Genomic DNA, 26,510 nt, shown 5'->3' with positions numbered 1-26,510 from the left:
CGCGCGCCGCGTAGGGTCGGAATATGGCAATTCCTGACTTCATCCGCGAGATCCGTGCCACCGCCGGGCAGCAGCTGCTCCTGCTGCCCGGCGTCACCGCCGTCGTCTTCGACGACGAGGGCCGAGTGCTGCTGGGACGGCGCGCCGACACCGGCAAGTGGTCCGTGATCGGAGGCATCTCCGAGCCGGGCGAACAACCCGCGCAGACGGCCGAGCGCGAGGTGTACGAGGAGACCGCCGTGCGCTGCGTCGCGGAGCGGGTCGTCCTCACCCAGGCGCTGCCGCCCCTCCAGTACGCGAACGGCGACCGCTGCCAGTTCCTGGACATCACCTTCCGCTGTCGCGCCACCGGCGGCACGGCCCGGGTCAACGACGACGAGTCGCTGGAGGTGGGCTGGTTCCACGTGGACGCGCTGCCGGAGCTGGCCGAGTTCTCGCAGCTGCGGATCAAGCAGGCACTGACCGACGGACCCACCTGGTTCGAGTCCACCGTCCCGCAGTGAACACGAGGAGCCGGGCGGGCCGCGTACGGCCCGCCCGGCTCCGGGCTCCCTGGCCGGTCAAACGCTGCGGGCGGTGTCCGCGACCACGTCCCGCGCCGCCCGCGTCCCCGTCGCGGACCCGGGTCCGACGTCGGCGAGGTCCCGGTGCCGGGTCTCCTTGGCGCAGACGAGGGCCAGCACGGTGAGCAGCGCGGCGGCGATCACGTACAGGGCGATGGGCGTCGAGCTGTCGAAGTCCGCGAGCAGCGCCGTGGCGATGAGCGGTGCGGGGGCGCCGGCCGCGACCGACGAGAACTGCGCGCCGATCGACGCGCCCGAGTACCGCATCCCGGTCGCGAACAGCTCCGAGAAGAACGCCGCCTGCGGTGCGTACATCGCCCCGTGGAAGAACAGCCCGACCGTGACGGCCAGCAGCAGGTTCCCGAAGCTGCGGGTGTCGATCAGCGCGAAGAACGGGAACATCCACAGCCCCACGCCGACCGCCCCCAGCAGATAGACGGGCTTGCGCCCCACCCGGTCGGAGAGCGCGCCCCACAGCGGGATCACGGCGAAGTGGAAGGCCGAGGCGATCAGGACGGCGTTGAGCGCCGTCTGCTTGCTCAGACCGGCCGCGGTCGTCGCGTAGACGAGGATGAACGCCGTGATGACGTAGTAGCTGATGTTCTCCGCCATCCTGGCCCCCATGGCGACCAGCACATCGCGCCAGTGGTGCCGCAGCACGGCCACGACCGGCATCTTCTCCGCGGCCCCCGAGGCGGCCCTGCGCTCGTCGGCACGGGACAGGGCGGCCTTGAACAAGGGCGATTCGTCGACAGAGAGACGAATCCACAGACCGATGACCACCAGGACCCCGGAGAGCAGGAAGGGGATGCGCCAGCCCCACGCCTCGAAGGCCGAGTCGGAGGTCAGCGCGGTGAGCGCCGACAGCACCCCGGTGGCCAGCAGTTGCCCGGCCGGCGCACCGGTCTGCGGCCACGACGCCCAGAACCCGCGCCGCTCCGCGTCCCCGTGCTCCGAGACCAGCAGCACGGCCCCGCCCCACTCACCGCCCAGCGCGAACCCCTGCACCAGCCGGAGCAGGGTCAGCAGCACCGGGGCGGCCACGCCGACGGTGGCGTGCGTCGGCAGCAGCCCGATCGCGAAGGTGGCCCCGCCCATCATCAGCAGGCTCAGCACCAGCAGCTTCTTGCGCCCGAGCCGATCACCGTAATGCCCGAACACCAGCGCGCCGATGGGCCTCGCGGCGAAGCCGACCGCGTAGGTGAGGAAGGACAGGAGCGTCCCGACGAGCGGCTCGGAGTCCGGGAAGAACAGCTTGTTGAAGACCAGCGCGGCCGCTGACCCGTAGAGGAAGAAGTCGTACCACTCGATGGTCGTGCCGATGAGGCTGGCGGCGACGATGCGGCGGAGGTTGGAGGCGGGTGGGGGAGCGGATGCTGGGGCGGCCATGGCTACCACTTCCGGGCGGTCGGCGGGGACGGGGACGTGTCGCCACACCGTAGGAAGGGGCAGGTCAGGGGCGTATGTGGTGGGACACCACAGTTCGGGGCGGGGGTGTGCGCGGGGGCACCATGGAGGCGGTGAGGAGGAGAGAGCCGATGCGTGCAGCCCTTGCCTTCCGTCGAGCGTGCCGCGCATGCCGTCCAGGCGGGAGGACGGGGTGCCGAATCTCAGAGCTCTCTGATTTCACGTCACTAACGTCCGGCCCATGGTGCGCGAATATCTCATCATCGGGGCCGGGCCGGCCGGACTGCAACTTGCCGCGCTGCTGGAACGCGAGGGGCGCGACTACGTCGTCCTGGAGCGGGGGAGTGGGCCGGGGACGTCCTTCACCCGGTATCCCCGCCATCGGCAGCTGATATCGACGAACAAGGTGAACACGGGTTTCACGGACCCGGAACTCAACCTGCGCATGGACTGGAACTCGCTGCTCAGCGACGACCCGGAGCTGCTCTTCACCCGGTACAGCGAGCGCTACTTCCCACCGGCGGACGACCTGGTGCGTTACCTGGCGGACTTCGCGGCCCGCACCGGCGCACGCGTCGAGTACGGGACAGAGGTCGTCCGGGTCTCCCGTGCGGACGGCGTCTTCACCGTCCGCGACGGCGACGGGCGGTCCTGGCAGGCCAAGCGGATCGTCATGGCGACGGGCATCTCCCGGCTCTACGAGCCACCCGTCCCGGGCCTCGAACTCGCCGAGCGGTACGACACCTTCGATACCGACCCGGCGTCCTTCACCAACCAGCGTGTGCTGGTCATCGGGAAGGGGAACTCCGCGTTCGAAACCGCCGACGGCCTCGTGGAGAAGGCCGCGGTGATCCACGTCGTCGGCCCGCGCTCGGTCAAGCTCGCCTGGAAGACCCACTACCTCGGGCATCTTCGCGCGGTGAACAACAACTTCCTGGACACCTACCAGCTCAAGTCGCAGAACGCGGTGCTCGACGGCACCGTGGAGAGCATCGAGAAGTCGGGGAGCGGCGGCTTCCGGGTGATGCTCCGCTACGCGCGGACCACGGAACCGCTGCGCGAACTGCACTACGACCGGATCATCGTCTGCACCGGCTTCCGCTTCGACGCATCCGTATTCGACGAGACCTGCCGCCCCGCGCTCGCCATCAACGACCGGTTTCCCGAGCAGACCTCGTCGTTCGAGTCGGTCAACGTACCGGACCTCTACTTCGCCGGCACGCTGATGCAGCAGCGGGACTTCAAGAAGTCCACCAACGGCTTCATCCACGGTTTCCGATACGCGGTGCGTGCCCTGCACCGCATCCTGAGCGCCCGCCATCACGACACCCCCTGGCCGGCCCGGGCGCTCACCGCCACGCCGGAGGCGATAGCCGACGCCGTCATCGCCCGCGTCAACCGCTCGTCGGGCCTGTGGCAGCAGTTCGGGTTCCTCGGCGACGTGGTCGGTGTGGACGGCGACCGGGCCGTGTACCAGGAGGAGGTCCCGCTGGACTACGTCACCGACGGCGGTCTGGGGCCGGCCCGGCACCGGTTCGTCGTCGACCTGGAGTACGGAACCGAACACGACCAGGTCGACCCCTTCGACGTGGGCGTCCCGCGCGTCGTCGAGAACGACGTGGACCACGCCATGGACTCCACGTATCTCCATCCCGTGGTCCGCCACTACCGCGACGGCGCGCTCGCCGGCACCCACCACCTGGCGGAGAACCTGGAGAACGAGTGGCACCTGCCGGCGATCCACCGGCAGCCGCTCACCGCCTTCGTGAAGGAGTGCCTTGACTGAGCAGTTCCCCGGCGCCGTACTGGACCTCCTCGACGCGGCGGGAGATCGTCCGGTGTTCGAGCACGCCGGCCGGGAGGTCTCGGGTGCCCGGCTCCTCGGCATGGTGCGGCGCGCGGCGAACGGCCTGCGGCAGTACGGTGTCGGGCCCGGCGACGGCGTCGCCGTGCTGATGGGGGTCGGCCCCGGGGCGTTCGCCGCGATCATCGCCGCGCACGTGGCCGGGGCCCGCGTCGTCGGCGTGCGCCCCGGCCTGACCGGCCGTCAGCAGGAGCATGTTCTGCGGGGCGTCGACGTCACGGTCACCGACCGGCCCGAAGACCCCGGCGCCCGGGCGGGCGGGCTCGTCGTCGCGCTCAACGACCTGCTGACGACGGCGGACGACGGCGCCCGGCCAAGGGTCCTGGCCCGGCCCGAGGACATCGCCCGGCTCCTGCACACCAGCGGCAGCACCGGCGTCCCCAAGGCGTGCGCCCAGACCTACGCGGCGATGACCGCGGGCTGGGCGCACCGGCCGGACGCCTGGCCGCCCGCAGTCCGCGAACTCGCCGGGCGCCTCGACCGGTTCCTGGTGTTCGGCACCCTGGCCAGCCAGGTGATGATGGAGTACGGGCTGCTCGCACTCGCCGCCGGGGGCACCCTCGTCACCGCCGACCCGCCGGACTTTCCCGATGCCCTCGTGCGGCACCGGGCGACCGCGAGTGTCATCACGGTCGCACGGCTGACGAAACTCGTGGCGGCTCAGCGCGAATCGCCGGTGGACCTCGGCCCTCTGCGTGCGCTGATGGTGTCGGGATCGCCGCTGGAGCCGGGACGGCTGCGGGAGGCCGCCGAGGTGCTCGGCCCGGTCGTCTTCCACGGCTACGGACAGACGGAGACCGGCATGATCTCCATGGCCACCCCGGGAGAGCCGGCGGGCTCTCTCGGAGTGCCGCCCGTGGAACTGGAGATCCGTGATGCCTCCGGCCGCCCGGTCAGGCACGGCACCGACGGTGAACTCTTCGCCCGTACCCCGTCCCAGAGCTCCGGCTACTGGCAGGAGCCCGCCCTCACGGCCGAGGTGTTCTCCGACGGGTGGGTGCGCACCCGCGACCTCGGACGTCTCGATGCGTCGGGCCGGCTGTGGCTCACGGGACGGATCCGCGACGTGATCATCGTCAACGCCAACGTGTACTACGCCGGGCCCGTCGAGCGGCTGCTCGCCGGCCATCCCTCGGTGGCCGAAGCCTACGTCGTCGCCGTGCCCGACGACAGTACGGGCGAGGCCGTCCACGCCTTCGTCGTCCCCGCGGCCGGTCACGCCCCGGGCCTCGGCGAACTGCGCGCGCTGGTGGCAGCGGACCTGGGTGACGCCTGCGCTCCGACCCGGCTCACCCTCATCGGCGAGGTACCGCTCACGGCCGCCGGGAAACCCGACAAGCGACGTCTCCTGGGCGGGAGTTAACGGTCGCCCCCCTTCCGGCCCGTGCCCCGTCCTCGTGCGAAACACGAGGGCGAGGCACGGGCCGTTCGGGGGCGCCGACCGGGGCGGAGCACGGCGGGTGCGAGGTACGTCGTGGACGACACCGCTCATGGCGCCGCAGTTCCGTCCTTGCCCCGGGCCGGCGTCGCCGTCCGGGTCCGCTCGGCGAGAACCGTTTCGCCGCGCACCAGATGGTCGACTCCGGCGTTCAGTTGGGCGGCGCCCTCGGAGTGCCGGGCAGCCGCGCGCGGATTGCTTCCGCGGAGGGCGACGGCGCCTCCCGCCATGGCCATCGGGAGAGCGACGAGCAGCGCGGCGGTGCGCGTGCTTCCCGGCGCGGAGAGGACCAGTGCGATGAGCGGAGGCCCGAAGGCTCCGCCGGACTTGCCGACTGCCGCGGCCCAGCCGCCGGCGGTTCCCCGGATGGCCATGGGGTAGATCTCGGCCGTGTAGGGGCCGATGAGTGCGATGACCCCGGCGGTTCCGGCGAACAGCAGGATCACGGCGGCGAGGAGGACCGGCCGGCTGCCGTCCATCCCGACGGCGGCCAGAACGAGCAGCGCCGCGACGGTGAGGGCCGCGTAGACGACCATGGTGCCCTTCGCCGACCAGCGCATGTAGAGCCATGCCGCCACGACGCAGGTGGGGATGGACAGCAGTGAGGAGAGGAACAGCAGCGTGGCGGCGGACATGCCCTTCTCGCCGGAGGCATCCAGCTGGCTGGGCAGGAAGGTGATGAAACCCCAGTAGACGAGGCCCCAGGCGAGTGCGTAGCCGCTGACGACCAGCGTTTTGGCCGTCTGGGGGTGCTTGAACAGGGTGGAGGCGGGGACGCGCCCGGACTGTGACCGCTGGGCGGTGAAGGCGGCTGATTCCGGAATCCACCGGTTCAGCGCGATGAGGACCAGGACCAGCGGCAACTGGGCGAACCACAGGACGCGCCAGCCGGTCAGCGGGATGAGCACCGCGGCCAGTCCGGCGGCCGCCATGTAGCCGCCGGTGGTGGTGAGCCCCGCCTGCAGCACCATGACGGCCGCGCGTCGGCCGGGCGGCAGACTCTCGGTCATCAGGGCGTAGACGACGGGCAGCATGCCTCCGGCCGCCATCCCCATCAGAGCGCACATGACCAGGATGCCGCTGAAGCTGGGCATGGCGCCGCACACCGTCGTACCCAGGAAGAGCAGGGACGCGATGAGGATCGTGGCCCTGCGCCCGATACGGTCCGCGGCGCGGCCCCCCACGAGTGACCCCACCACCGTCCCGCTCAGTGCCACAGTGGGCAACCAGGCGATCTCAGCGGCGCCGAGGTGGAACTCGGCACGCATGCCGGGCTGGATGAACGCCAATGTGGCGGGTTTCATCTGGTCCACCAGCAGCGCGAAGCTCAGTACGCCGATGAGACGGTGCCGGCTCGCGCGGGCCGTCCGGGCCGGAGCGGGGGCGGCCGCGGGACCTGCGCCCGAAGGCTGCACGACCGCGAACCCGGAGATCACCACGCCCCCGACGATGGCGACCATGGCGGCCCACATCGCCCCGGACATCCCCATCATCGCCATGTGGAATTCCATGGAAGCGGAATCGATGAACATCCACACGTGCTGGCCGACGCCCGCACAGGTGAGGGCGACACCGGTCCAGAACATCAACGGCCGGGCCAGCAGAGGCGGTTGCGTGGGCGAGGTCGCGGAAGTCATCCGTTCCCTCTCTTCAGGTGGGGGACCGGACAGCCTCCGGCCCGCTGCCCATCGAAGTACCGGGTCGCCGGACGCTGCCTGCGGGCATGCAGGACCATGGCCGTGCCGAGGACCAACTGGCGTACGCCCCGGGTCACGTCCTCCACCCCGTCCCGCAGCCGGACGAAGCTCCGCAACACGCTCAGGCGGCGGGGTTCGGGAGGCAGGCCGCGCGGAATCAGCAGACAGGGCGCCCGGTGCGGGATGGAGCGGGTGTGCGAGGCCGTCGAGTCCAGCCGGAACCGGCCCAGCACCTCGCGGACCGCGGCGCGCAGCACCAGCGGCGACAGCCGCCAGGCCGGGCAGGGCCGGTTGGCCGCCACGCCGTAAGGGATGTGGTGGACATCCTTGGCGGCCAGCCCCGCCCAGCGGTCCGGGTCGAACGCGTCGGGCCGTTCGTATCCGGTGGCGTGGTAGTCGGGGTAGCTGAAGCACACCACGGAACCGGCCGGCAGTACCGTCGCTTCGTCCAGCGGTATCTCACCCGTGGTGATGCGGTGGGCGATGCCGAACAGCGGATACAGCCGCATCGTCTCGTCGAGCACCTGCGTGAGGTACCGGTCGTCCTCCGGATCCGCGGCCAGGCGCCGCTGCACGTGCGGGTGGCGGGCGAGGGCGAGCAGGACGTGCGCGGTCGCCTCGGACAACTGCACGACCGCGGTGTTGAAGAAGGTCCCTTGCAGGTAGTGCACCTGTTCCGGTGGCGACAGGGAGGCCGGCAGCCGGTGCGGCACGTGGCCGGCCGCGACCCGGTCCCGCAGGTAGGCGGTCAGGCGGGCCCGGCGCCGCGGATGGCGCAGGCCGGTGCACTTCAGGGCGGTGATCACGTCATCGGCGTGTGCGGTGATCAGTTTCCGGGCCGGCGGCGGGCACGGCTCCCGGAAGACCAGCTCGTAGCAGAACGCGGCCCACGCGGGCATCACCAGGTCCCGCAGCCGTACGAGGCTGATCCGCGTGTCCGGCAGCGTGTCCAGCACACCGGCGACGGCGCGGGAGGCCGCCGCGGTGAGATCGGTCGAGTTCCCGGCGACGATGCGCCGCGTCGTCGCGGCCACGTCCTGGTAGCGCTCGCCGGGCTCCAGATGTTCCTGGTGCACCTCGGGCCCCGGCGCCAGCCAGTACCAGAACAGATCGGACAGACCCGCCCCCTCGCTCCGCCCGTTCGCGGCCGGGTGGGCGTAGACCTGCTCGAACACCTCCGGCCCGTGAGCGGCGTTGGGCAGGGTCACCGCCCGGTCCCCGTTGACCTTTTCGAAGATGCGCACGCGCAGCGCCACCACGGCGCGCGGCAGCCACCACGCGTCCGTACCCGTCCGGGTCCTCACCATGTCCCACCCTTCCGTACGACCATGCCGGCCGTCAGATCGGCGTTCCGGCGCCCACCGCACAGGGCGAGCGTGTGGTCGTACTCGTCGCGCAGCGTCGCCAGCACCTGCCGCACCCCCGCCTCCCCGTCGACGGCCAGGCCCCACACCACGGGGCGTCCGACGCCCACGGCGCTCGCGCCCAGCGCGAGGGCCACCGCGACATCGCTGCCCCGGCGTACCCCGCCGTCGAGCAGGACCGGCACCCGGCCCGCGACCGCTTCGGTGATCGCGGGCAGGCAGTCCACGGCCGCCGGGGCCGCGTCGCACTGGCGGCCCCCGTGGTTGGAGACGATCACCCCGGCCGCGCCGTGCCCGACGGCCAGGCGTGCGTCGTCCGGATGCAGAACCCCCTTGACCAGCACGGGAAGTGAGGTGCCGTCCAGGACCGCGGCGAAGTCGGCCCAGCACGCCGCCGGGGACATGGGAATGGCGGTGAGCGCGCCCGGCTCGGCACCGGGCAGGTCACGCATGTTCTCCGCGGCGTATCCGGGCGGCAGATCGGCGAACCCGTTGCGCAGGTCTCTGGTGTGCCGGCCGAACACCGGCGAGTCGACGGTGACCACCAGCGCCGTGCAGCCCGCCTCCTCGGCGCGCCGGACGAGTGCCCCGGTGACCTCCCCGCGGGGGTGCAGATACAGCTGGAACCACACGGCCGGATCCGGGGCGGCCTCGCGCGCCGCGGCGACGACGTCGAGGACCGCGGTGGTCGCGGCCGTCCCCGTCACCAGGACAGCGCCCTCAGCCGCGGCGGCACGGGCCGTGGCCCGCTCGCCGCCCCGGTGCACCAGCCGGTGGAAGGCGGTCGGCGCGACGATCACCGGGGCAGCCTGGCGGGCGCCCGGCAGATCGACGGCGGTCTCCCGCGCCTGGCCGCCGCTCAGCACCCTCGGCAGCAGCGCGTACCGGTCGAACGCCCGCTCGTTGTCGGCGAGGGCACGTTCCTCGCCCGCGCCTCCCGCCACGTAGTCGTAGACGACCGGATCCAGGATCTTCCGTGCGTTGTCGTGGAGTTCGCGGAGCGTCACGGTGCCACCGGGGCGGCCGGGGTGCGCTGCGCGGTGAGGAAGGCGTCCAGCGGGGCGCGGTGGACCTCCTCGCTGTCCCACTCGTTCTCCAGGTTCTCGGTGAGGTGGTGGTCGGCCACGAACTCGCCGTCCCGGTACCAGCGGACGACCGGATGCAGATAGCGGCCGTCCAGGCCCGACACGTCCTGCTGGGACTTGCGGCCCGCGGAGACGTCGAAGGGGTCCACCCGGTCGTGGTCCTCCCCGTACTCCAGGGTGATCACCGCGTACGCCTCCACCTCACCGAAGTCCCCGGCGCGCACGGCACCCGGTACGTGGGCGACGGGCACCTCCTCGGCGTAGCGCAGCGTGCCGTCCGGGGCGAGCAGCAGCAGGTCACCGAGGACGGCGAACTGCTGCCACAGCGCGGATGACCGGTTGACGCGGCTGATCACCGCCTCGACGGCCCGCTCCGTGGCGTCGCCGAGTTCCGTCGTCGGCCAGGGCACGCCGTCGTGGCGTTGCCGCAGTCCACGGTGCAGCGCGCGCACCGTGTAGCGGAAACCATGGATGAAGCCGGTCGTGGCCTTCCCGAAGTCACGGCCCTGCATCAGCGTCCCCGCGAAGTACAGGCCGGGTACGTTGACCGACTCACCGAGCGGCGTCAACGCCGGGAATCGGCCGTCGACGATCAGGCCGGGTGCGCAGGTGTCGTCGAAGATCGAGGCGTCGAACCGGAAGCCGGTCGCGACGATCACCCGGTCGTAACGGATCTCCTTGACCACTTCGTCGACCCGCTCGAAGGCGACCGGAACGTGAAAGCCGTCCGGTTCACGTCTGACGGCGAGGACCCGGCCGTCGAGGAGCGCGTTCTGCGACTTCAGCTGGTAGCTGTCCAGGAAGTTGTTGTAGACCGCGCGCAGGTGTCCCACATAGTGCGTTCGCCAGGCCATCTTCAGCGAGCCCGAGCCGACGACGTGGATGACCGCCGCGGTCTCCATCAGGTTCTCGGCCGTCTCGAAGGCGGAGTTGCCCCGGCCGATGATGAGCACCCGCTGATCGGTGAAGGACTCCGGATCGGTGTCGATCGTGTCGTAGCGCTCGGCCAGTTCGACGCCCGGGATGGACGGCAGGTTCGGTACGGGCATCCCGGTGGCGACCACCAGACGCCGTGCCCGCCACGCCTTACCGGTGTGGTCGGTGACGGTGAAGCCCTCGGCGTCGCGGGAGACCTTCTCGACGGCGGTGTCGTACCGCACGCACACCCCGGTCCGGGAGGCGAAGTCCGACAGGTAGCGCACCAGGTCGTCGGCCGGCGGGAAGTAACGGGGACTGTACCGGGTGAACAACAGCTCCGGGTCGTCGCTCAGCAGGGAGTTCCAGTCCATCCGCAGCCGCAGTTCCGGATCGTCGTAACCCGTGTGCACTTTGTTGTTCGAGATGAGGTAGCGGTGCCGGGGGAACCGCTTGAAGAACGTGCCCGGACCGCTGCCGCGCTCCAGAACGACGTAGTCCGCGCCGTCCCGCTCCAGAAGGGCGGCAAGTTGCAGTCCGGCGGGCCCCGCACCGATGATCAGGTAGTCATGCGTCATGTTCCGGAAGCTAGTCACCGGATTTCAGAGCGCTCTGAGATTTCCCGCCTACGTTTCCGGACGTGCTCACCACCACGGACGCCCTCTCACTCACCGGCCCCCCGGACTCCGCCGCCCTGCGCCGCGCGGCGACGCCGCTCACCGTCACCGTCGACGCCGAGGCCCGGGCGCGTCTGGACCGCGGTCGCCGGTTCTTCCACGGCCTACGGCACGACGACAGTGGCGGCGCGGCCCGCCCGATCTACGGCGCCACCACCGGATTCGGCGCACTCGTGGGGTACGCCGGCCGCCCCGACGCGGTGGACCAGTGCGACAACACCCTGGCCCACCTCGGGGCCGGCCAAGGACCGGACCTGCCGCACGAGATCTGCCGTGCCGCCCTCCTGCTGCGCACCTGGTCCCTCGCCCATGGCATTTCCGGCGTGTCCGCCGAGGTCGTCGACCGGCTCGCCGCGATGTTCGCCACGACATTCTCGCCCGCCGTTCCCCGTTACGGCTCCGTCGGGGCGAGCGGTGACCTCATTCCGCTCGCCTACGCGGCGCAGGCGCTGCGCGGCCGGGGGCACGCCTACGTGGACGGCCGCCGCATGGCGGCCGACGAGGCACTGACCGCCGCCGGGCTGCGCCCGCTCGTCCTGGACGGCCGCGACGCGCTCGCCCTCGTCAACGGAACCTCCGTCACCACCGCGGCCCTGGCGCTGGCCCGCGACAGCGTCCGCGACGCGCACCGCTCGCTCACGGCCCTCACGTGCCTCCTGGCCGACCTGCTGGGCTGTGACCCCGGCTTCCTGGACGACGACCTGCTGCGGGCGTACGGCCACGCCGGGGCGGTAGACGTCGGCGCGCGCATGCGGCGGAACCTCACCGGCGCCAGGCCCTCGGGAACCCGGCCGCTCCAGGAGCCGTACAGCATCCGCTGCACCCCGCAGTTGCTCGGTGCCGCCGAGGACGCGCTGCGTTACGTCGACGGCGTGGTCGCCGCGGACCTCGGCGGTGTCAGCGACAACCCGCTGTTCTTTCCCGACGACGACGCGCAGGAGGGAAAGGTGGTGCACGGCGGGAACTTCTTCGGGCAGCCCGCCGCGTTCGCGGCCGACCTGCTCGCGTCCGTGACCGCCCAGCTGGGCAACCTCGCCGAACGCCAGCTCGACCTGCTGACGGATCCGGCACGCAACGGAGGGCTGCCGCCGATGCTCGCCACCGCACCGGGCCTGCAGCACGGTCTGCAGGGCGTACAGCTGGCCGGCACCGCGTTCGTCGCGGAGATCCGCCGCAACGCGACACCGGCGGGCATGCAGAGCCTGCCGACGAACCTGCACAACCAGGACGTCGTACCGTTCGGCACCCAGGCCGCCCTGCGCTCCTACGACATGGCGGAGCTGCTCGGCCTGCTGTCCGGCTCGCTCGCGCTCGGTCTGCGCCAGGCGGTCCACGTCGGCGCCCGCCGCCCCACCGCGCCCCGGTGCGCGGATCTCCTCGACGCTCTCATCGAGGTGATCCCCCCGGTCGAGCCGGACCGTCCGCTGGACGCGGACGTCCGCGCCGCGGCACGTCTGCTGGCCGCGCGGGAGCTGCCGTGACCGGACGCGCCACGGCGGGGACCACGGGCGGGGGCGCGCACTCCGGGAGCCGGATGGTGAACCGGGCGCCGTGCCCCGGGCGGCCGGTGGCGGCGACCGTGCCCCCGTGGCGCGTGACGACCTCCCGCAGCAGGGCGAGCCCCAGCCCGTACCGTCCGCCGTCGCCGCTGCCGCGGTGGAACCTCAGGAACAGCTGTTCCACCGCGGCCGGGTCGAACCCGGGCCCGGTGTCCGTGACGGCCAGCACGACCAGGCCGCCGGAGCGCGACAGGGTCATCCCGATCCGCCCCTCGGCCGGGGTGTGGCGGATCGCGTTGGACAGCAGCTCACCGACGGCGCGACGCAGCGCGGACTGGATGCCGTCGACGAAGAGGGGATGCGACGGGCCGTCCACGACGACGGTGAGGCGACGGGCCCGCGCCCGGTCCGACTCCTCGGCCACCACCGCCCGGGCCAGCGCGACCAGATCGACCGGACGGCGTTCCGACGGCCGTGCCGGACCCGCCGCGAGACTCGCGGACAGCAGCAGGTCGTCGAGTACTTCGCCGAGCCGGCCGGTCGAAGCGACCAGCCGTGACAGTCCGTCGCGATGCGGGACCGGCAGATCCTGGTCGGCCGCTTGCCGGGCCAGCACCTGCGCCCGCGTGTGCACCTGGGTGATCGGGGTGCGCAGCTCGTGACTGGCGTCCGTGACGAAGCGGTGCTGCCGGGTGAGGGCCTCCGCCAGGGGAGCCACGGCCCGACGTCCCAGGAACGCCCCGGTGACGGCCGCGGCGAGCAGCCCCACCACTTCGGCCACGCCCAGCGCGAACCACAGATGGCTGCGGTCGGCCAGTTGGAAGCGCATGTCGAACACCGCCTGCACCACATCCCCGTCCGCCCGGACCTGTGTGCGCACCAGGTAGACCGTGTGGTCACGTTCCACGGTGCGCTCCACGGCCTCGTGGGTGACGCGCACCCGGTGCACGTCGGCGCGCAACGGGAATCCGGCCGGGGCGTTGGGCAGGGGGGCCACGCCGGGCGCGTACAGCCAGGTGCACACCGGAGGGCTGGTCAGATCGCCGTACCCCGCGCCGTAGCGCAACTCACGCCACACCTGGTCGTTCTGCGCGTCCACCATCACCGTGTGCGCGACGCCGCCGACGACCGTGACCAGCAGCGTGATGATCGCCCCGGTGATCACGGCGATCCGCAGGCGCGCCCGCCGCACCGCCGTCCACTCGGCCGACGCCGACTGACTCACAGCACCCCCAGGCGGTAGCCGAGACCGCGGACCGTGCGCACGACCTGCCGGCCGAGCTTACGGCGCAGGTAGTAGACGTACGTGTCGACGATGGACGACGCGGGCGCCTCCTGGAACACCAGCCGGCGCAGCTCCGCCCGCGAGTGGACGGTCTCGGGGCGCGAGGCGAGCGCCCACAGCAGCGCGAACTCCCGGGCCGCGAGGGCGACCCGCTCGCCGCCGGCCAGCTCGACCTCCCGGCGGCCGACGTGCAGGTGTCCCGAGCCGATCCTGAGAACATCGGTGGCGTCGAGGGCCCGCCGGCACAACGCCCTCAAGCGCGCACTCAGTTCGTCGAGCTCGAACGGCTTGACGAGGTAGTCGTCGGCACCGGCGTCCAGCCCGTCGACCCGGTCGTGCACCGTACCCATCGCGGTCAGCAGCAACACCGGCGTACGGACGGCGCGGGACCGTAACCGGCTCAAGAGGTCGAGGCCGTCGAGCGCCGGCAGGCGTCGGTCGACGACGAGCACGTCGTACTGCCGGGAGAGGCCGAGATGCAGACCCCGCTGGCCGTCGGTCGCGATGTCCACCGCGTATCCCTCGTCCCGCAGTATGCCGGAGAGCATGTCGACCAGCTCCCGGTCGTCCTCGACCAGCAGCAGCCGCCAAGGATTCCGCGCGTGTCTCTGCGCCACAGTCCAACTCCCCTCGCCCCTCCCCGCAACCCCTGTCAACGCCCCTGCGGGGGACGGGGTTCCCGGGCATCGAGGCCCCGCGGGCGTCGGGCAGGACGATCACCGCGTGCTTCGTACCACCGGGCGTTCCGAAGCCCCGGCACGACGGGCCGGTCGGCTGAGCCGTGGGCCGAGTCGCCCCGTAGCGGAAGGGGCGGCAGTAGCCATGGCGTCGGGCCGCCCCCCCCAGCCCTCAGCGGCGTAACGAGGTGCTCTCCCGGGAGCAGATCATCGAGACGGCCGTCGAGCTGCTCGACGCGGGCGGCGAGGACGCACTGACCACCCGGGCGCTCACCCAGCGCCTGTCCACCGCCGTACGACGGGGTGGAGGGCCCGGGCTCGTTGTCAGTGGCGGCGCTTAGAGTCTCTTCCACTCGTCACGGTGCGTGGCCGCTGACGGGTTTCATCAGCGTGCCGCCGGTTCGGCGGCCGCCCGGGCACAACGGGGGAGAACAGCGCATGGGGTGGGTTCCGGCGGGCGACTACGAAGTCGCCCTGGAGGCGGGCAAGGTGGTCTGCCGCAACGGGAAGGGCCGGCGGCTGAAGTCCGTCCCGGCCAAGCTGAAGGACGACCCGGCGGTCGCCGGGCTGCGGCAGTTGACGGAGTGGCTGGAGCGGCACGAGCGCGGGTGCATGACGGACGTCGAGCAGTGGATGGTGCGTTCGCTGCCCGTTCCCACGGCCGTGCTCGCCAGGGTCTGGCCCGATCCGGCGTGGCAGGCGGCCCTGCGGGACGTCGTGGTCACCGGCGCGGACGGCGGGGTCGCCGGGTTCCTGCGCGATGTCGACCCCGACCGTGGTCTCGGCCTGGTCGATCTGGACGGTGACACGGTCCGCATCGCCCCGGACGTCATCAGCGTGCCGCACCCCGTCCTCCTCGACGACCTGGACGAGCTGCGCGAGTTCGCGGTCGAACTGGGGGTACGGCAGAACGTGGAGCAGTTGTTCCGAGAGGTGTGGCAGCGCCCGCCGGGCCTCGCCCCGGACACCACCTCCGTCGACACCTACGCCGGCGGCGCGTTCAAGGAACTGCGCTTCCTCCACGGCCGCGTCACCCAACTCGGATACCGCTCGCGCGGTGGATACGCGGTCTGCCCGGTCGTGGAGGGCGGCACCACCACCGAAGCCCGCATCTGGATCGGCGAGCACGACGGATACGACGAGTACGGCACCGAGACGGGCCCCCTGGGCTGGACCGACCCCGCGGGGCGCGCGCTGACGGCCGCCGAGGTCGGCCCCGTCGCGTGGTCCGAGGGCATGCGCATGGCGGCGGCGCTCTACGCCGGCCGCGACGTGGCGGACGAGGAGCGGGCGGCATGAGCACCACGACGACGAACACCGAAGCGAACACGACGGCGGCAGACCAGGCGTTCCTCCCCGCCCAGGCCCGGGGCGACAGCGCCTCCACCCACGCCGCGCAGGCCCGCGCGGCGGCCCTGCTGGACGCGGGCGCGATCCTCCGGGCCGGCACCACCGACCGGGACGACGCCGACGCGCTGACCGCCCGCACCTACACGCACACCGCCCTCGGTGACCGCCCCGTGGTCCGGCTGGTGCCCGGCACCCTGGGCGAGGCCGAGGACCTGGCCCTGGAGTTCCTCGGGCTGGCCCGGGCCGCCGAGGCCCCCGTCGTGGGCCAGGTGCGCCGCGAGACGCTGGGCTTCCCGGCCTGGGCGCTGGTCAACGACCCGGCCAACGGGCACCACGCCCTGGCCCTGGTCAAGGACATCGAGCGGCTGGGACGGCAGGCCAGAACGCGCGCCGGAGCGGCCAAGGAGGGCTTCGACGCGCTCGGCACCCGCCTCGGCCGGGCCGTGCCCCACTTCCTGCCCACCTACTACGAGCAGGTGGCACGCCTCTTCCTCCAGGCCGAGAACACCACCTACGCCGCCTCCTTCTTCGGCAAGGCCCGCGAGGCCGAGCGGGTGCACGGGCTGGTCGTGGACGAGGACCGGCAGCGGGCCGTCTTCCTGGAGTTCGCCTTCGCCGGCGCGCTGACCGTCAAGGCGCTGCGGCAGTACGTGCGCGACCTGGTGGCCCGGCTCGAACCGGCGTACGCCTGGGCGCAGTTCCGCCGTCTGCTGGTCGAGCGCTGCGCGGCCGGCATGCCGCCGTACGCGGCGCTTGCGCAGGACGTGCGCGCACTGGTCAAGGCCGCGGGGCTGGACCGCGAGGCCGCCGAACGCGAGCTGGTGGCCGATCTGATCGGCTCCCCGGGGGTGGTCCGCGCCCCCGCCTCGTTCTGGTCGGCCTACCGCTCCGCGCTCGTCGCCCTCGCGCGGCGGGACGCGGCCGTGCGGGCCCGGCTCCTCGGCTTCTTCCCGGAGACCTTCAGCGAGAGCCGCCGGGACACCGAGGGCGAACGCGACTGGCTCACGCTGCTGGCCGAGTCCGGCGCCGAGGACCTGCTGACCACTCTCCCGGACGTCTCCGGCAACGCTCCCGGCGCCCAATCCGCCGACCCGTCCGTCTCCCCGGCGGACTGGCTCACCCGCTGGGAGGCACACCGCCGGCGCAACCGGGCCACCGCGGGCCGCAGCCCCCAGACCCTCGACCTGGCCGCCCGGATGGCGGACCGGCTGCGCGCCGACGGGCGCCCCGTCGAGCTGTTCCAGGGCCGCTGGCAGCGCACCGCCGACCTGGACCTCCTCGACCTCTGCCTGGCCTCGGACATCCCCGTGGCCGAGCCGGACGACCAGGGCGCCGGCAGGGGAGAGGGCCCCGGCATCCGGCTCGGCTCCTGGTTCATCGACACCGCGCCCGGCGCGCGGGACCTCACCGCCGTCGCCGAACGGCCGGTCTTCCGCGCCCTTCTGCGCCGGACCGTCGGCGGCCTCGGCGAGGGACGAGGTCAGCGGCTGAGCGACGCCGGCCTGACGAAGCTGGCGGAGCACCCCGTGCTCTCCACGGTCCTGCGGGAGTGGCTGACCGCCTGCGCCGAGGAGTACGCGGCCGCGCGAGGGCTCCCCGGACTGCACGCCGCCTTCAACAAGCTCTCGGCGTTCCGCGCCGTGGCCGCGGACGTCGCCCCGGAGGCCGTGCGGCTCCTCGCGGACCACGATGTCGTCCCGCTGCTCGCTTCCACCTTGCGTACCGGCGTCCTCGACGAACTGGGCTGGCCCGCGCTCGACGCGACCTACACCGAACTGGCCGCCGAGGCCGCCGCCGTGCGTCAGCGGCGTCACGGGTCGGAGCGGGTCGGGGTCACCGGCGCCTGGCCCGCGCTGATCCTGAACACGTCCGAACGGGCCGTCGTCGTCGGCCCGGAAGGCGTTCTGCTGCGGCACACCCTGCGGCTGCCCGCCACCGTCGACCAGTGGCGGCAGCCCGCCTTCCGTTACGTCGACGGCGAGTTGCTGGTCATCTGGTGGGAGGACGGCGAGCAGCGCGGCTACTGGTCCCACCGCCCCGCCGAGCTGTTCACGGTCGGCGGCGAGCAGGTCCCCCGCTGGGGCGGCTCCGGCCCCTCGGACGAGGTCTGCCTGCCACTGCCCGGCGGCGGCCGCGCCACCGGCGGCAAGGCCCTGCACGCGGGCGACACCTCCCTCCCGCCCCAGCGCGCCGTCATCTCCGACGGCACCGGTCACTGGCGGGAAGGCCGCCAGGGCACGCAGCAGGTGTGGCTGGAGTACGACCCGGCCGGCGGCACGCACGGCCGCGCATCCCTCCCCGCCTTCCTCCGCTCCGGAGTGCAGGACGGCACCCGGCTGCTCCCCGAGCACTGCCAGGTGCTGCCCCTCCAGCCCGGTCTGGAGGCCACCCCGTTCGGCACGGACGGCACGGTCCTCGGCCGCTGGGTCCGCCGCACGGTCACCGAGCCCGGCACGGCCGTTCCGGCCGACGGGCACCGGACCGTCGCCGGCACCCCCGACGGCCATACGGTCAGCCTGCCGTACCCGCTGTCCGGGAACGGGTCCCCGGTGCCGCTCGGCGCCCTCAACCTGCCCGGCGGGTCACGCCCGGTCGTGGCCCTGCGCCACCGCTCAGTCGAGGCGCACCCGGCGGACACGGACGGCACCGGCGGCCGCTTGTGGTCCGTCACCGCCGACTCTGCCGGCGGCAACGACGCGGCGGGCACCCCCTACGTGCCTCCCGTCGCCTACTGGCACGCCCTGCGGCCGAGGGACGAGCGGGGCTCCGCCACCCTGCGGGATCTGACGGACTCCCGGGCGCAGGAGCTGTTCAACGAGGTCGCCGCCGCGATCGCCCGGCACCTGGAGGCGTTCGAGGCCGTCAAGGAGTACACCGGACCCTCGTCGCGTGAGCTGAGCCAGGAGGCCGTCGCCCGGGTACTGCCCGAGGTGACCGACGCACGGCTCCTCGCGGGCATCACCGCCCTCGTCCGCAACGCGGTGGACCGGGCTGTCGCAGCCGCCCGGTACCTGGAACCGCCCCAGCCCGCGCAGCCGGCCACGCCTCGGAACACCGCGCGCACCCAGGGCATGTTCTTCGACCACGAGCCCGAGCACGGCGACGACACGACCCTGCAGACCGCCTCCGCCTGGAGCTGTGAGCGGATGCGCGGCGGCTGGTGGGGAGCCGGCAGGCGGTGGACCGTGATCCGGCAGATCCTCGCGGTCAACCACGTCCTCGGCGGCGAGCCGGCGTTCGGGCCGCCCATCACGTCCAAGGTCCCGTTCACCCCCGTGGACGGCTGGCAGCGGGACGAGTGCACCGTGCCCGGTGACTCCCTGACCTGGACCTCCCTCCTCGACAACCTGCCGGAACTGGCCTACCGGGCCGCCTCGCCGGCCACCTCCCCCGAACACCGCGCAGGGCTCCTCGTGTTCCTGGAGGCGCTCGCGGCGGGCCCGCTGGCCGACCCGGCGGGCACGGTCCGGCAAGTGGTGCTGGTCGAACCGCTCCAAGGAGCGACCACGGGACCGGGGCGGCCCGAGGCCGTGCACCGCATCGGCCAGGTGCTGCGCAAGGGCTCGCGTACCGTCGTGGTCATCGCCGACCGCGGCCGCAGCTCCTGGGACGACGCGGCGCGCTGGCTCGCCCTGGACCACGACCCGACCGGCGCCTTCGGCGCCGTCCCCGGCTTCGTCCTGGACCACGAGCGCGTCCACCGGCACGGCATCACCCGCGACCGGCTCACCCGCCTCACCGCCCTGGTACGGGAACAGGGCCCGGCCCCCTGGCGCCCGGAGGCCGCCGAGGCGTTCCACGCGGCCACCGCGATCGGCCCCCTCCAGTCCACCGCCCTGCTGTCGGCGGCCGTCCAGGAGCCCGGCGCGGACGCGCTCGCGCTGCTCGGGGCGAAGGCACGTGCCTTCGAGGCGGCCCAGGCCAGGCTGGACGCCCTGCCCCACGACGACCGGCACGCCCTGCTCCGGGCACTGCTGCCCGCGGACCCGGCCGAGCTGTGGTCCACGGGCCCCGACGTCCGGGCCGCCGCCGAGGTCTGGAAGGAGCGCCTGGCCTCCCTCGTTCGCGTCCCCGAGGAAATGGACCTCGACCTGTCGGGCACCACCCCGGAAGCCGTCGACCTGATCCTCAACGCGGACTCCCGGCCCTGGCTCGCCCACGGCACCGATGTCCAGGACGGCACCGGCCGCCCGGGCCTGCGCCGGGTGAGCGCGCGCGGTTCGGTCTCCTCGGCCCTCACCGCCCTGCGCACACTCGCCTACGCACTGCCGTACGGACACGCTCTGCGGGCCCACCTGCCCGCGGGGCTCAAGGCCCTGCGCGGCCGCCTCGCCGACCCGGACCTGGTGCTGGACCTCGGCCTGGAGCGGACCGAGTCGGGGGGCTCGATCGGCTCCGTGGTCCGCGCCGCCCACGGGCTCCCCGAGTCGGGCGGCGCCGGCCCCGACGGCCTCGTCCGGGTCGGCACGGCGCTGCTCCTCGGCCCCGGCTACGGCAACAACGAGAAGCTGTTCATCCGGCCGGCCGGCCTGGCAGGCCCCGACGACCCGGCGTTCGGCCTCGTCGAGGGCACGGTCGGCCCGCACAGCACCGGTGATCTCCTCGCCCTGAGCGCACTGCTGAGCGATGAGTCCGACACCTTGGTCTGCGCGGGCGCCCCCGACGGCTCCCCGCACCACCCGGCCCAGGACCCGACGCGTGCGGTGCCGGACCTGGTGGCCGAGGCCGGCGACGTCCTCGGCCTGGGTCCGGACGCCGCCGCCCTCTATCTGATGCTGCTCGCCCTGCCCGACCCGACGGACCGCAACTGCGTCCGCTGGACCGGATGGAAGCCGGCCCGGGTCAAGAAGACCCGGGCGGAACTCGCCGCCACGGACCTGGTCGTGGAGGCCAAGCGCTCCCGCGCCGGCCGCACCCTGTTCCTCCCCTGCGGCTGGCTCGAACGCGGAGCCCCCGGACTGCCGCTGGAGACCTGGAAGGAACAGCTGTACCCCGTGGCAGGGTCCGCCCGGGCCCTGCCCCACCTCCCCGTGCCCGCGCTGTACGCAGCCGCCTGGGCGCGGCTCCGCGGCGGCGACGCCCCGGGCTTCGAGGAACTGGACACCCGCGCACCCAGGAAGGGCCGCCGCCGATGACGAACGACACCACCACCGTGAAGGGCACCACCACGGGCGGCGTCCCGGACCAGGACAACGCGCCCGACCGGGAACACCGCCAGGTCACACCGCCCGAGGACCGGTACGCCACCGAGCTGGCCTTCCTCGCGGCCCATGACTCGGGGTCCCGCCCGCCCGGCTGGCTGCTCACCCCGCGTGCCGTCGTCACCTTCGTGATGGGCAGCGCGGGCCAGGCACTGAGCCTGCCGAAGGGCGTCCGGCCGGGAGCCGGGGTGCCGTCCCGCCTGGTGATCGAGCAGAAGTTCGTCGGCGAGCGCGCCCTGGTCGAACGGTGCGTGGTCACCCTCGCCGGAGAGCGCGGGCTCCTCCTCGTGGGCGAACCCGGCACCGCCAAGTCCATGCTCTCCGAGCTGCTGTCGGCGGCCGTCTGCGGGACCAGCGCGCTCACCGTGCAGGGCACCGCGGGCACCACCGAGGACCAGCTCAAGTACGGCTGGAACTACGCGCTGCTGCTCGCCCAGGGCCCCACCGAGCAGGCCCTGGTGCCCTCACCGGTGCTCGCCGCCATGAACCGGGGGGCCGTCGCCCGCGTCGAGGAGATCACCCGCTGCCTGCCGGAGGTCCAGGACGCCCTCGTGTCCCTGCTCTCCGAGCGGCGGATCGCTGTGCCCGAACTCGCGGGCGGCGCGGGCGCCCAGGTGCACGCGGCCCCCGGATTCACCCTCATCGCCACCGCCAACCTGCGGGACAAGGGCGTCTCGGAGATGTCCGCCGCGCTGAAGCGGCGCTTCAACTTCGAGACCGTGGGCCCGATCGGGGACGTGGACGCCGAGACCGCGCTCGTCCGGCGCCAGTCACGGGCGGCCGTCGAACGCGCGGGCGCCGCCTACCAGGTGGACGACGCGGTCCTCGAGGCCCTGGTCACCGCATTCCGGGACCTGCGCGAGGGCCGCTCCGTGGAGGGCTGGGAGGTCGAGCGCCCCTCCACGGTGATGAGCACGGCGGAGGCGGTCTCGGTGGCGGGCTCCCTGGGCCTGGCCGCCGCCTACTTCCCCGGCGACCGGGACGTGCTCTCGCTCCTGCCCGGCCATCTGCTCGGCGTGGTCCGCAAGGACGACCCCGCCGACGCGGCACGGCTGCTGGGGTACTGGGACGGGCCGGTGCGCAGACGCGCCGAGCAGGGAGCGGCCACCTGGCGTGCCCTGTGGGACCTGCGCGCGGTACTGGAGAACTGACGGATGAGCGAGTCGACCACTCCCGGGGCGCCGCCCATCGCCGTCGCGCCGGCCGCCTACCCGCCGCACGGCGCGGCGGCCGGGCCTGTCACCCCGGTGGTCGGGCCTGTCACCTCGGAAGCCGGGCCTGTCACCCCGGCGGTCGGGCCTGTCACCCCGGAAGCCGCGGTGGCGGCCCTCGCGGCGACCGGTCCCGGGTCGCCGTTCCTGATCGGGGTGCGCCACCACGCGCCCTCGCTGGCGGCCGCCCTCCCGGCCCTGCTGGACGCGGCGGCCCCCGACGTCCTCCTCGTCGAACTGCCCGCCGAGTTCCAGCCCTGGCTGGGCTGGCTCGCCCACGAGGAGACCGAGGCCCCGGTGGCGCTGGCCGCCGTGCCCGGTGGCGGGCCCGGCGCCGGCTCGGCGGGCGAACGAGGCCCGGCCTTCTACCCGTTCGCGGACTTCTCGCCCGAACTGGTCGCTCTGCGCTGGGCGGCCAGAAACGGAGTCCCGGCCGTGGCCTGCGACCTTGCGCTGGCCGACCGGGCGTGGGCCGGGGGAGGTCCGGTCAGCCCCGCACCCGTCCCGGGCGCCGACTCCGTGCCCACGCCCGGGGAGGCGCACGGCCTTTCCGACGCGCTCCGGTCCGGGCTCACCGGCCGGGACGGCGACGACCTGTGGGACCGACTGGTGGAGGCCCGAGCGCCGGGCTCGACGCCCGAGGCGCTGCGCCGCGCCGCCCTGCTCACCGGCTGGGCGCTGCGCCACGAGGCCGTGGCCCGGGGCGGCGTGGCCCGCACGGACCTGATCCGCGAGGCATGCATGCGCGGACACATCGCCGAGGCCCTGGCGAGCGGGCGGCGGCCCGCCGTGGTGGTGGGAGCCTTCCACACCGCGGCGCTGCTGCCACCCGGCGCCGGGGGACCCGCGCCGGAAGCGCGGCACGCGCCGACCGCCGCGCCCGAGCCGGCCGCGGACGGCCTCGCGAACGGCTCCGCCGGGACGGCGGCGTCCACGGTCTCCCTCGTCCCGTACACGTATCCGTTGCTCGACTCGCGCTCCGGCTACCCGGCCGGGATCCGGGACCCCGAGTGGCAGCACATCGTTCTGGACGCCGCCGGGGACCCGGCAGCGCTGCACGAGGCGCTGATCCGCACCGCCGTCCGTGTCTGCGTGGCCCTGCGCGAACAGGGCCACCCCTACGGCCCGGCGGACGGCCGGGAGGTCGTCCGGGTGGCCGGTGACCTGGCCCGCCTGCGCGACCTGCCCGCCCCCGGCCGCGGCGAACTCCTGGAAGCCGTGCAGACGGTGCTGGGACGCGGCGAGACCTACGGCACCGGCCGCGCCGTCGCTCGTGCCCTCGAACGCGTACTCGTCGGAGACCGCACCGGACGGCCCACGCCCGCCGCTCCCCGCAGCGGACTGGGCCCCGCCGTCGAGGCCGAGACCGCGGCGCTCTCCCTCCCCGGCCCGGACGCGCACGAGAAGACGCCGCGCGACCTCCGGCTCGATCCGGCGCGCTCCACCCTGGACCGGCGCCGCGAACTGCTGCTGCGCCGGCTGACGGTGTGCGGCATCCCGTACGCACAGGAGCAGGAGGTGACCGGCGCGGCGGGCACGGAAGGACTCACGACGCGCTGGCAGGTGCGCTGGACCCCGGCGACGGCCGCGATGCTCACCGCGGCCGGCACCCGAGGCGTCACCCCGGCACAGGCGGCCGAGGGCGTGCTGCGGCAGAGGCATGCGGCCGAGCGCGCGGAGGGCGGCCCGGCAGCCGCCCAGGTCGTCCGCGGCCTCACGGAGGCCGCCGAGTGCGGACTCCCCGCCCTGGCCGACGAACGGCTGACGGAACTGGCGGCCGTGCTCCCCGCGAGCGGCACCCTTCCCGAACTCCTCGCCGGACTCGACCTGCTGGACCGCATCGACGCCGGCCACCTGCCCGGCCTGGCCGCGCCCGACGCTTCCTCGGCGCCTGACGCCTCGTTGGCCCCCGACGCCTCCTCGATCCCCAACGCCTCCTCGGCCCCCGCCCCCTCTTCGGCCCCCGACGCCACCGCCACCGCCCGGGCCGCCCGCACCGCGCACGCGGCCGAACTCCTGACCTCGGCAGCGGTCCGCCAGGTCGACGGCCTGACCGGCTCCGAGGACGCCGAGGACGCCCGGGCCCTGCTCGAACTGGCCCAGCGGGCCGACAGGGTGGGCGGCATCCGGCTCACCGCCGCCCTCGCCCGGCTCGCCGCCGGCGGCGCCCCGTTGATCGCGGCGGCGGCCGGAGCGGTCAGAGTGCTCACGGGCCACGAAGAGGCCGGGAGCTACGGGGCGCGCGTCGCCTCCTGGGTGGACGGAGCCGTCGACAGCGCCTCCCGGGCCGCGCTCACCGCCCGTCTCACCGGGCTCCTGACGGTGGCGGGCCCGCTCCTGGCCGTCGGAGTGGACGCCCTGGACCCGTTGCTGCACCGGGTCACCGAGCTGGACGACACCGCGTTCCTGGCCCGGCTGCCGGCCCTGCGCGGCGGCTTCGACACCCTGAGCCCGGCCGCCCGGGACCGGCTGCTCGACACCGTCGAGGAGCGTCTTGGCGAACGGGTGGACAGCCTCGACGCGGACGACCCGGCCGAGCTGGCCCGCCGTACGGCCGCCGACCTCGCGGCCCGTGCGCTCCTGACCGGCCTCGGCCTGCCCGTCCCGCCACCCCCGCACGACGACCGGCTCCCACAGCTGTCCGGCCACCCCGCCGCACCGCGCCCCGCCACCGCACCCTCCACCGGGGCCGCCCCCGGGCGGACCCTCGCGCCCGCCGACCGGTGGCGCCTCGTGCTCGGCCGGCGCCCCGACCGGCTGCCGTCCGGCGCCGCCCGCCTGGCGACCGCCCTGGACGAGCTCTACGGCGCGGGACACGGCGAGGGATCCCGCGGCGGCCTGCCCGGCCCCGGCAGCGGCGTCGGATCGCGCGGCGGCCGGGAACCCTCGTTTCCCGGTGTCCGCGAGTGGTCCGAGGAACTGGCCGCGCTGTTCGGCCCCGGCATCCGCGAGGAGGTCCTCGCCGCCGCGGCCGCCACGGGCCGACAGGACGTGCTCGCCGAAATCGACCCGGCGGCCGTCACCCCCTCCGTGGAACTGCTCCGGACGGTCCTGCGGTACGCCGGCGGCCTCCCCGAGGCCCGCCTCGCGGCGCTCCGGCCCCTGGTCCGCCACCTGGTCGACGAACTGACCCGGCAACTCGCCACCCGGCTGCGCCCCGCCCTCACCGGCACGATGGCGGCCCGGCCCACCCGCCGCCCCGGCGGGCGGCTGGACCTCGCGCGCACGCTGCGCGCCAACCTGGCCACCGCCCGGCGGACGGCCGACGGCACGGTCCAGGTGATCCCCGAGAAGCCGGTGTTCCGCAGTCGCGCCCGCCGGTCGGCCGACTGGCGCCTGATCCTGGTCACCGACGTCTCCGGATCCATGGAGGCGTCCACGATCTGGTCCGCGCTGACCGCGTCCGTGCTCGCCGGTGTGCCGACCCTGAGCACCCACTTCCTGGCCTTCTCCACGGAGGTCGTCGACCTCACCGGCCATGTCAACGATCCCCTCTCCCTCCTGCTGGAGGTGAGCGTGGGCGGGGGCACGCACATCGCCGCCGGGCTGCGGCACGCCCGAAGCCTCATCACGGTGCCGACCCGCACCCTCGTCGTCGTCATCAGCGACTTCGAGGAGGGCGCACCGCTCGGTGGACTGCTGGCCGAAGTACGGGCCCTGGCGGCCACCGGCTGCCACGTCCTCGGATGCGCGAGTCTCGACGACGCCGGGCGGCCACGCTATTCGACGGGCGTCGCCGGGCAACTCGTGGCCGCCGGCATGCCCGTGGCGGCCCTCAGCCCGCTCGAACTGGCCCGCTGGATAGGGGAGAAGACCGCATGACCGCCGCTCAGCTGCCACCCGTCGCGCCGGAGGTCACGGCCACGCTCGTGGAGGACCTCTCGCCCCGGCTGCGCAAGCGGCTGGACGCGATGGTCGCCAAGCTCGGCGCCCGCCCGACCCACCGCGACGGGGACACGGTGACGATCGAGGTCGACGACGAGACCGAGTTGCGCCTGCACGCCCCGGGCGGCGTGGTGGCGACGACGGACGCCATCACCTGCGGCTGCCTCCTCGCCCCGGCCTGCGTCCACCGCACGGCCGCCGCCTGCGCCGCCCCCACGGCGGACCCGGTGCCGGAGCCCGCCGAGCAGCCCGCCCGGGCCGCCCCGGAACCCGTTCCCGCAACGGACCCCGGCCCCACCCCCGACCCAGCCCTCAGCCCCGGCCCGGCCCCCGACCCAGCCCTCAGCCCCGGCCCGGCCCCCGGCCCAGCCCCCGGCCCCGGCGCGGCCCTC

15 protein-coding genes and 2 pseudogenes are annotated in these 26,510 nt (G+C 73.9%); 10 read left to right on the top strand and 7 right to left on the bottom strand.

Going from position 1 to position 26,510, the window contains the following annotated elements; genetic code table 11:
- The first annotated feature begins 23 nt into the window (after window positions 1-23).
- Window positions 24-503 carry an NUDIX domain-containing protein gene (locus tag E6R18_RS30080; RefSeq protein ID WP_136320039.1) on the top strand — a complete coding sequence of 160 codons (480 nt, stop codon included), beginning with the start codon at window positions 24-26 and terminating at the stop codon, window positions 501-503.
- A 57-nt stretch (window positions 504-560) separates the two neighbouring features.
- On the opposite strand, the gene E6R18_RS30075 is transcribed toward E6R18_RS30080, so the two are convergent.
- Window positions 561-1,952: an MFS transporter gene (locus tag E6R18_RS30075; protein WP_136320038.1), complete on the bottom strand. Its 1,392-nt coding sequence runs from the start codon at window positions 1,950-1,952 to the stop codon at window positions 561-563.
- Between the two features lie 259 nt (window positions 1,953-2,211).
- Here E6R18_RS30075 and E6R18_RS30070 point away from each other — a divergent pair, with 259 nt between their 5' ends.
- Window positions 2,212-3,756: an NAD(P)-binding domain-containing protein gene (locus E6R18_RS30070; protein WP_136320037.1), complete on the top strand. Its 1,545-nt coding sequence runs from the start codon at window positions 2,212-2,214 to the stop codon at window positions 3,754-3,756.
- Window positions 3,749-5,197, top strand: coding sequence for a fatty acid--CoA ligase family protein (locus E6R18_RS30065; protein ID WP_136320036.1), 1,449 nt, complete (start codon window positions 3,749-3,751; stop codon window positions 5,195-5,197). The genes E6R18_RS30070 and E6R18_RS30065 overlap by 8 nt, the downstream gene beginning before the upstream one ends.
- A gap of 125 nt (window positions 5,198-5,322) precedes the next feature.
- Here E6R18_RS30065 and E6R18_RS30060 read toward each other — a convergent pair whose 3' ends face one another.
- From E6R18_RS30060 to E6R18_RS30045, 4 genes are read right to left on the bottom strand one after another with little or no spacing between them, the layout of a single operon-like run.
- On the bottom strand, window positions 5,323-6,909 hold the full coding sequence (locus E6R18_RS30060; protein ID WP_136320035.1) for an MFS transporter: 1,587 nt from the start codon (window positions 6,907-6,909) through the stop codon (window positions 5,323-5,325).
- Window positions 6,906-8,276, bottom strand: coding sequence for a cytochrome P450 (locus E6R18_RS30055; RefSeq protein WP_136320034.1), 1,371 nt, complete (start codon window positions 8,274-8,276; stop codon window positions 6,906-6,908). Before E6R18_RS30055 ends, E6R18_RS30060 begins: the two co-directional genes overlap by 4 nt.
- The gene (locus E6R18_RS30050; protein WP_136320033.1) at window positions 8,270-9,340 is read right to left on the bottom strand and encodes an alpha-hydroxy acid oxidase; all 1,071 of its coding nucleotides are present in this window, start codon (window positions 9,338-9,340) and stop codon (window positions 8,270-8,272) included. The genes E6R18_RS30055 and E6R18_RS30050 overlap by 7 nt, the downstream gene beginning before the upstream one ends.
- On the bottom strand, window positions 9,337-10,911 hold the full coding sequence (locus E6R18_RS30045; RefSeq protein WP_136320032.1) for an NAD(P)-binding domain-containing protein: 1,575 nt from the start codon (window positions 10,909-10,911) through the stop codon (window positions 9,337-9,339). The genes E6R18_RS30050 and E6R18_RS30045 overlap by 4 nt, the downstream gene beginning before the upstream one ends.
- A 62-nt stretch (window positions 10,912-10,973) precedes the next feature.
- Here E6R18_RS30045 and E6R18_RS30040 point away from each other — a divergent pair, with 62 nt between their 5' ends.
- Entirely contained in the window at window positions 10,974-12,491 is a 1,518-nt protein-coding gene (locus E6R18_RS30040; RefSeq protein ID WP_136320031.1) for an aromatic amino acid ammonia-lyase, read from the top strand.
- Here the strand turns inward: E6R18_RS30040 and E6R18_RS30035 are convergent.
- Together E6R18_RS30035 and E6R18_RS30030 are read right to left on the bottom strand one after the other, a co-directional pair.
- Window positions 12,397-13,734 carry a HAMP domain-containing sensor histidine kinase gene (locus E6R18_RS30035; protein ID WP_136320030.1) on the bottom strand — a complete coding sequence of 446 codons (1,338 nt, stop codon included), beginning with the start codon at window positions 13,732-13,734 and terminating at the stop codon, window positions 12,397-12,399. The two genes, E6R18_RS30040 and E6R18_RS30035, sit on opposite strands and share 95 nt — an antisense overlap.
- Entirely contained in the window at window positions 13,731-14,411 is a 681-nt protein-coding gene (locus E6R18_RS30030) for a response regulator transcription factor (protein ID WP_206308464.1), read from the bottom strand. The genes E6R18_RS30035 and E6R18_RS30030 overlap by 4 nt, the downstream gene beginning before the upstream one ends.
- Window positions 14,412-14,659: 248 nt before the next feature.
- Here E6R18_RS30030 and E6R18_RS30020 point away from each other — a divergent pair.
- The 6 genes and pseudogenes from E6R18_RS30020 to E6R18_RS29990 all read left to right on the top strand — a co-directional run.
- A pseudogene (locus E6R18_RS30020) lies at window positions 14,660-14,761 on the top strand (TetR/AcrR family transcriptional regulator); the annotation flags it as partial.
- Between the two features lie 148 nt (window positions 14,762-14,909).
- A complete protein-coding gene (locus tag E6R18_RS30015) occupies window positions 14,910-15,770 on the top strand; it encodes a DUF4132 domain-containing protein (RefSeq protein WP_136320029.1) in 861 nt (286 codons plus the stop codon).
- The gene (locus E6R18_RS30010; RefSeq protein ID WP_136320028.1) at window positions 15,767-20,956 is read left to right on the top strand and encodes a hypothetical protein; all 5,190 of its coding nucleotides are present in this window, start codon (window positions 15,767-15,769) and stop codon (window positions 20,954-20,956) included. The genes E6R18_RS30015 and E6R18_RS30010 overlap by 4 nt, the downstream gene beginning before the upstream one ends.
- Window positions 20,953-22,173, top strand: a complete 1,221-nt coding sequence (locus E6R18_RS30005; RefSeq protein WP_136320027.1) for an AAA family ATPase — start codon at window positions 20,953-20,955, stop codon at window positions 22,171-22,173. The genes E6R18_RS30010 and E6R18_RS30005 overlap by 4 nt, the downstream gene beginning before the upstream one ends.
- A 3-nt stretch (window positions 22,174-22,176) precedes the next feature.
- The gene (locus tag E6R18_RS29995) at window positions 22,177-26,055 is read left to right on the top strand and encodes a DUF5682 family protein (protein ID WP_240799899.1); all 3,879 of its coding nucleotides are present in this window, start codon (window positions 22,177-22,179) and stop codon (window positions 26,053-26,055) included.
- Window positions 26,052-26,510: pseudogene (locus E6R18_RS29990) on the top strand (hypothetical protein); the annotation flags it as partial. The gene E6R18_RS29995 and the pseudogene E6R18_RS29990, both read left to right, overlap by 4 nt.

The sequence above is a fragment of the Streptomyces sp. A1277 genome (assembly GCF_004795015.1).
GTDB lineage: Bacteria > Actinomycetota > Actinomycetes > Streptomycetales > Streptomycetaceae > Streptomyces.
The sequence above is the reverse complement of the archived record's forward strand: the minus strand, read 5'-3'. Positions and strand labels throughout refer to the sequence as shown.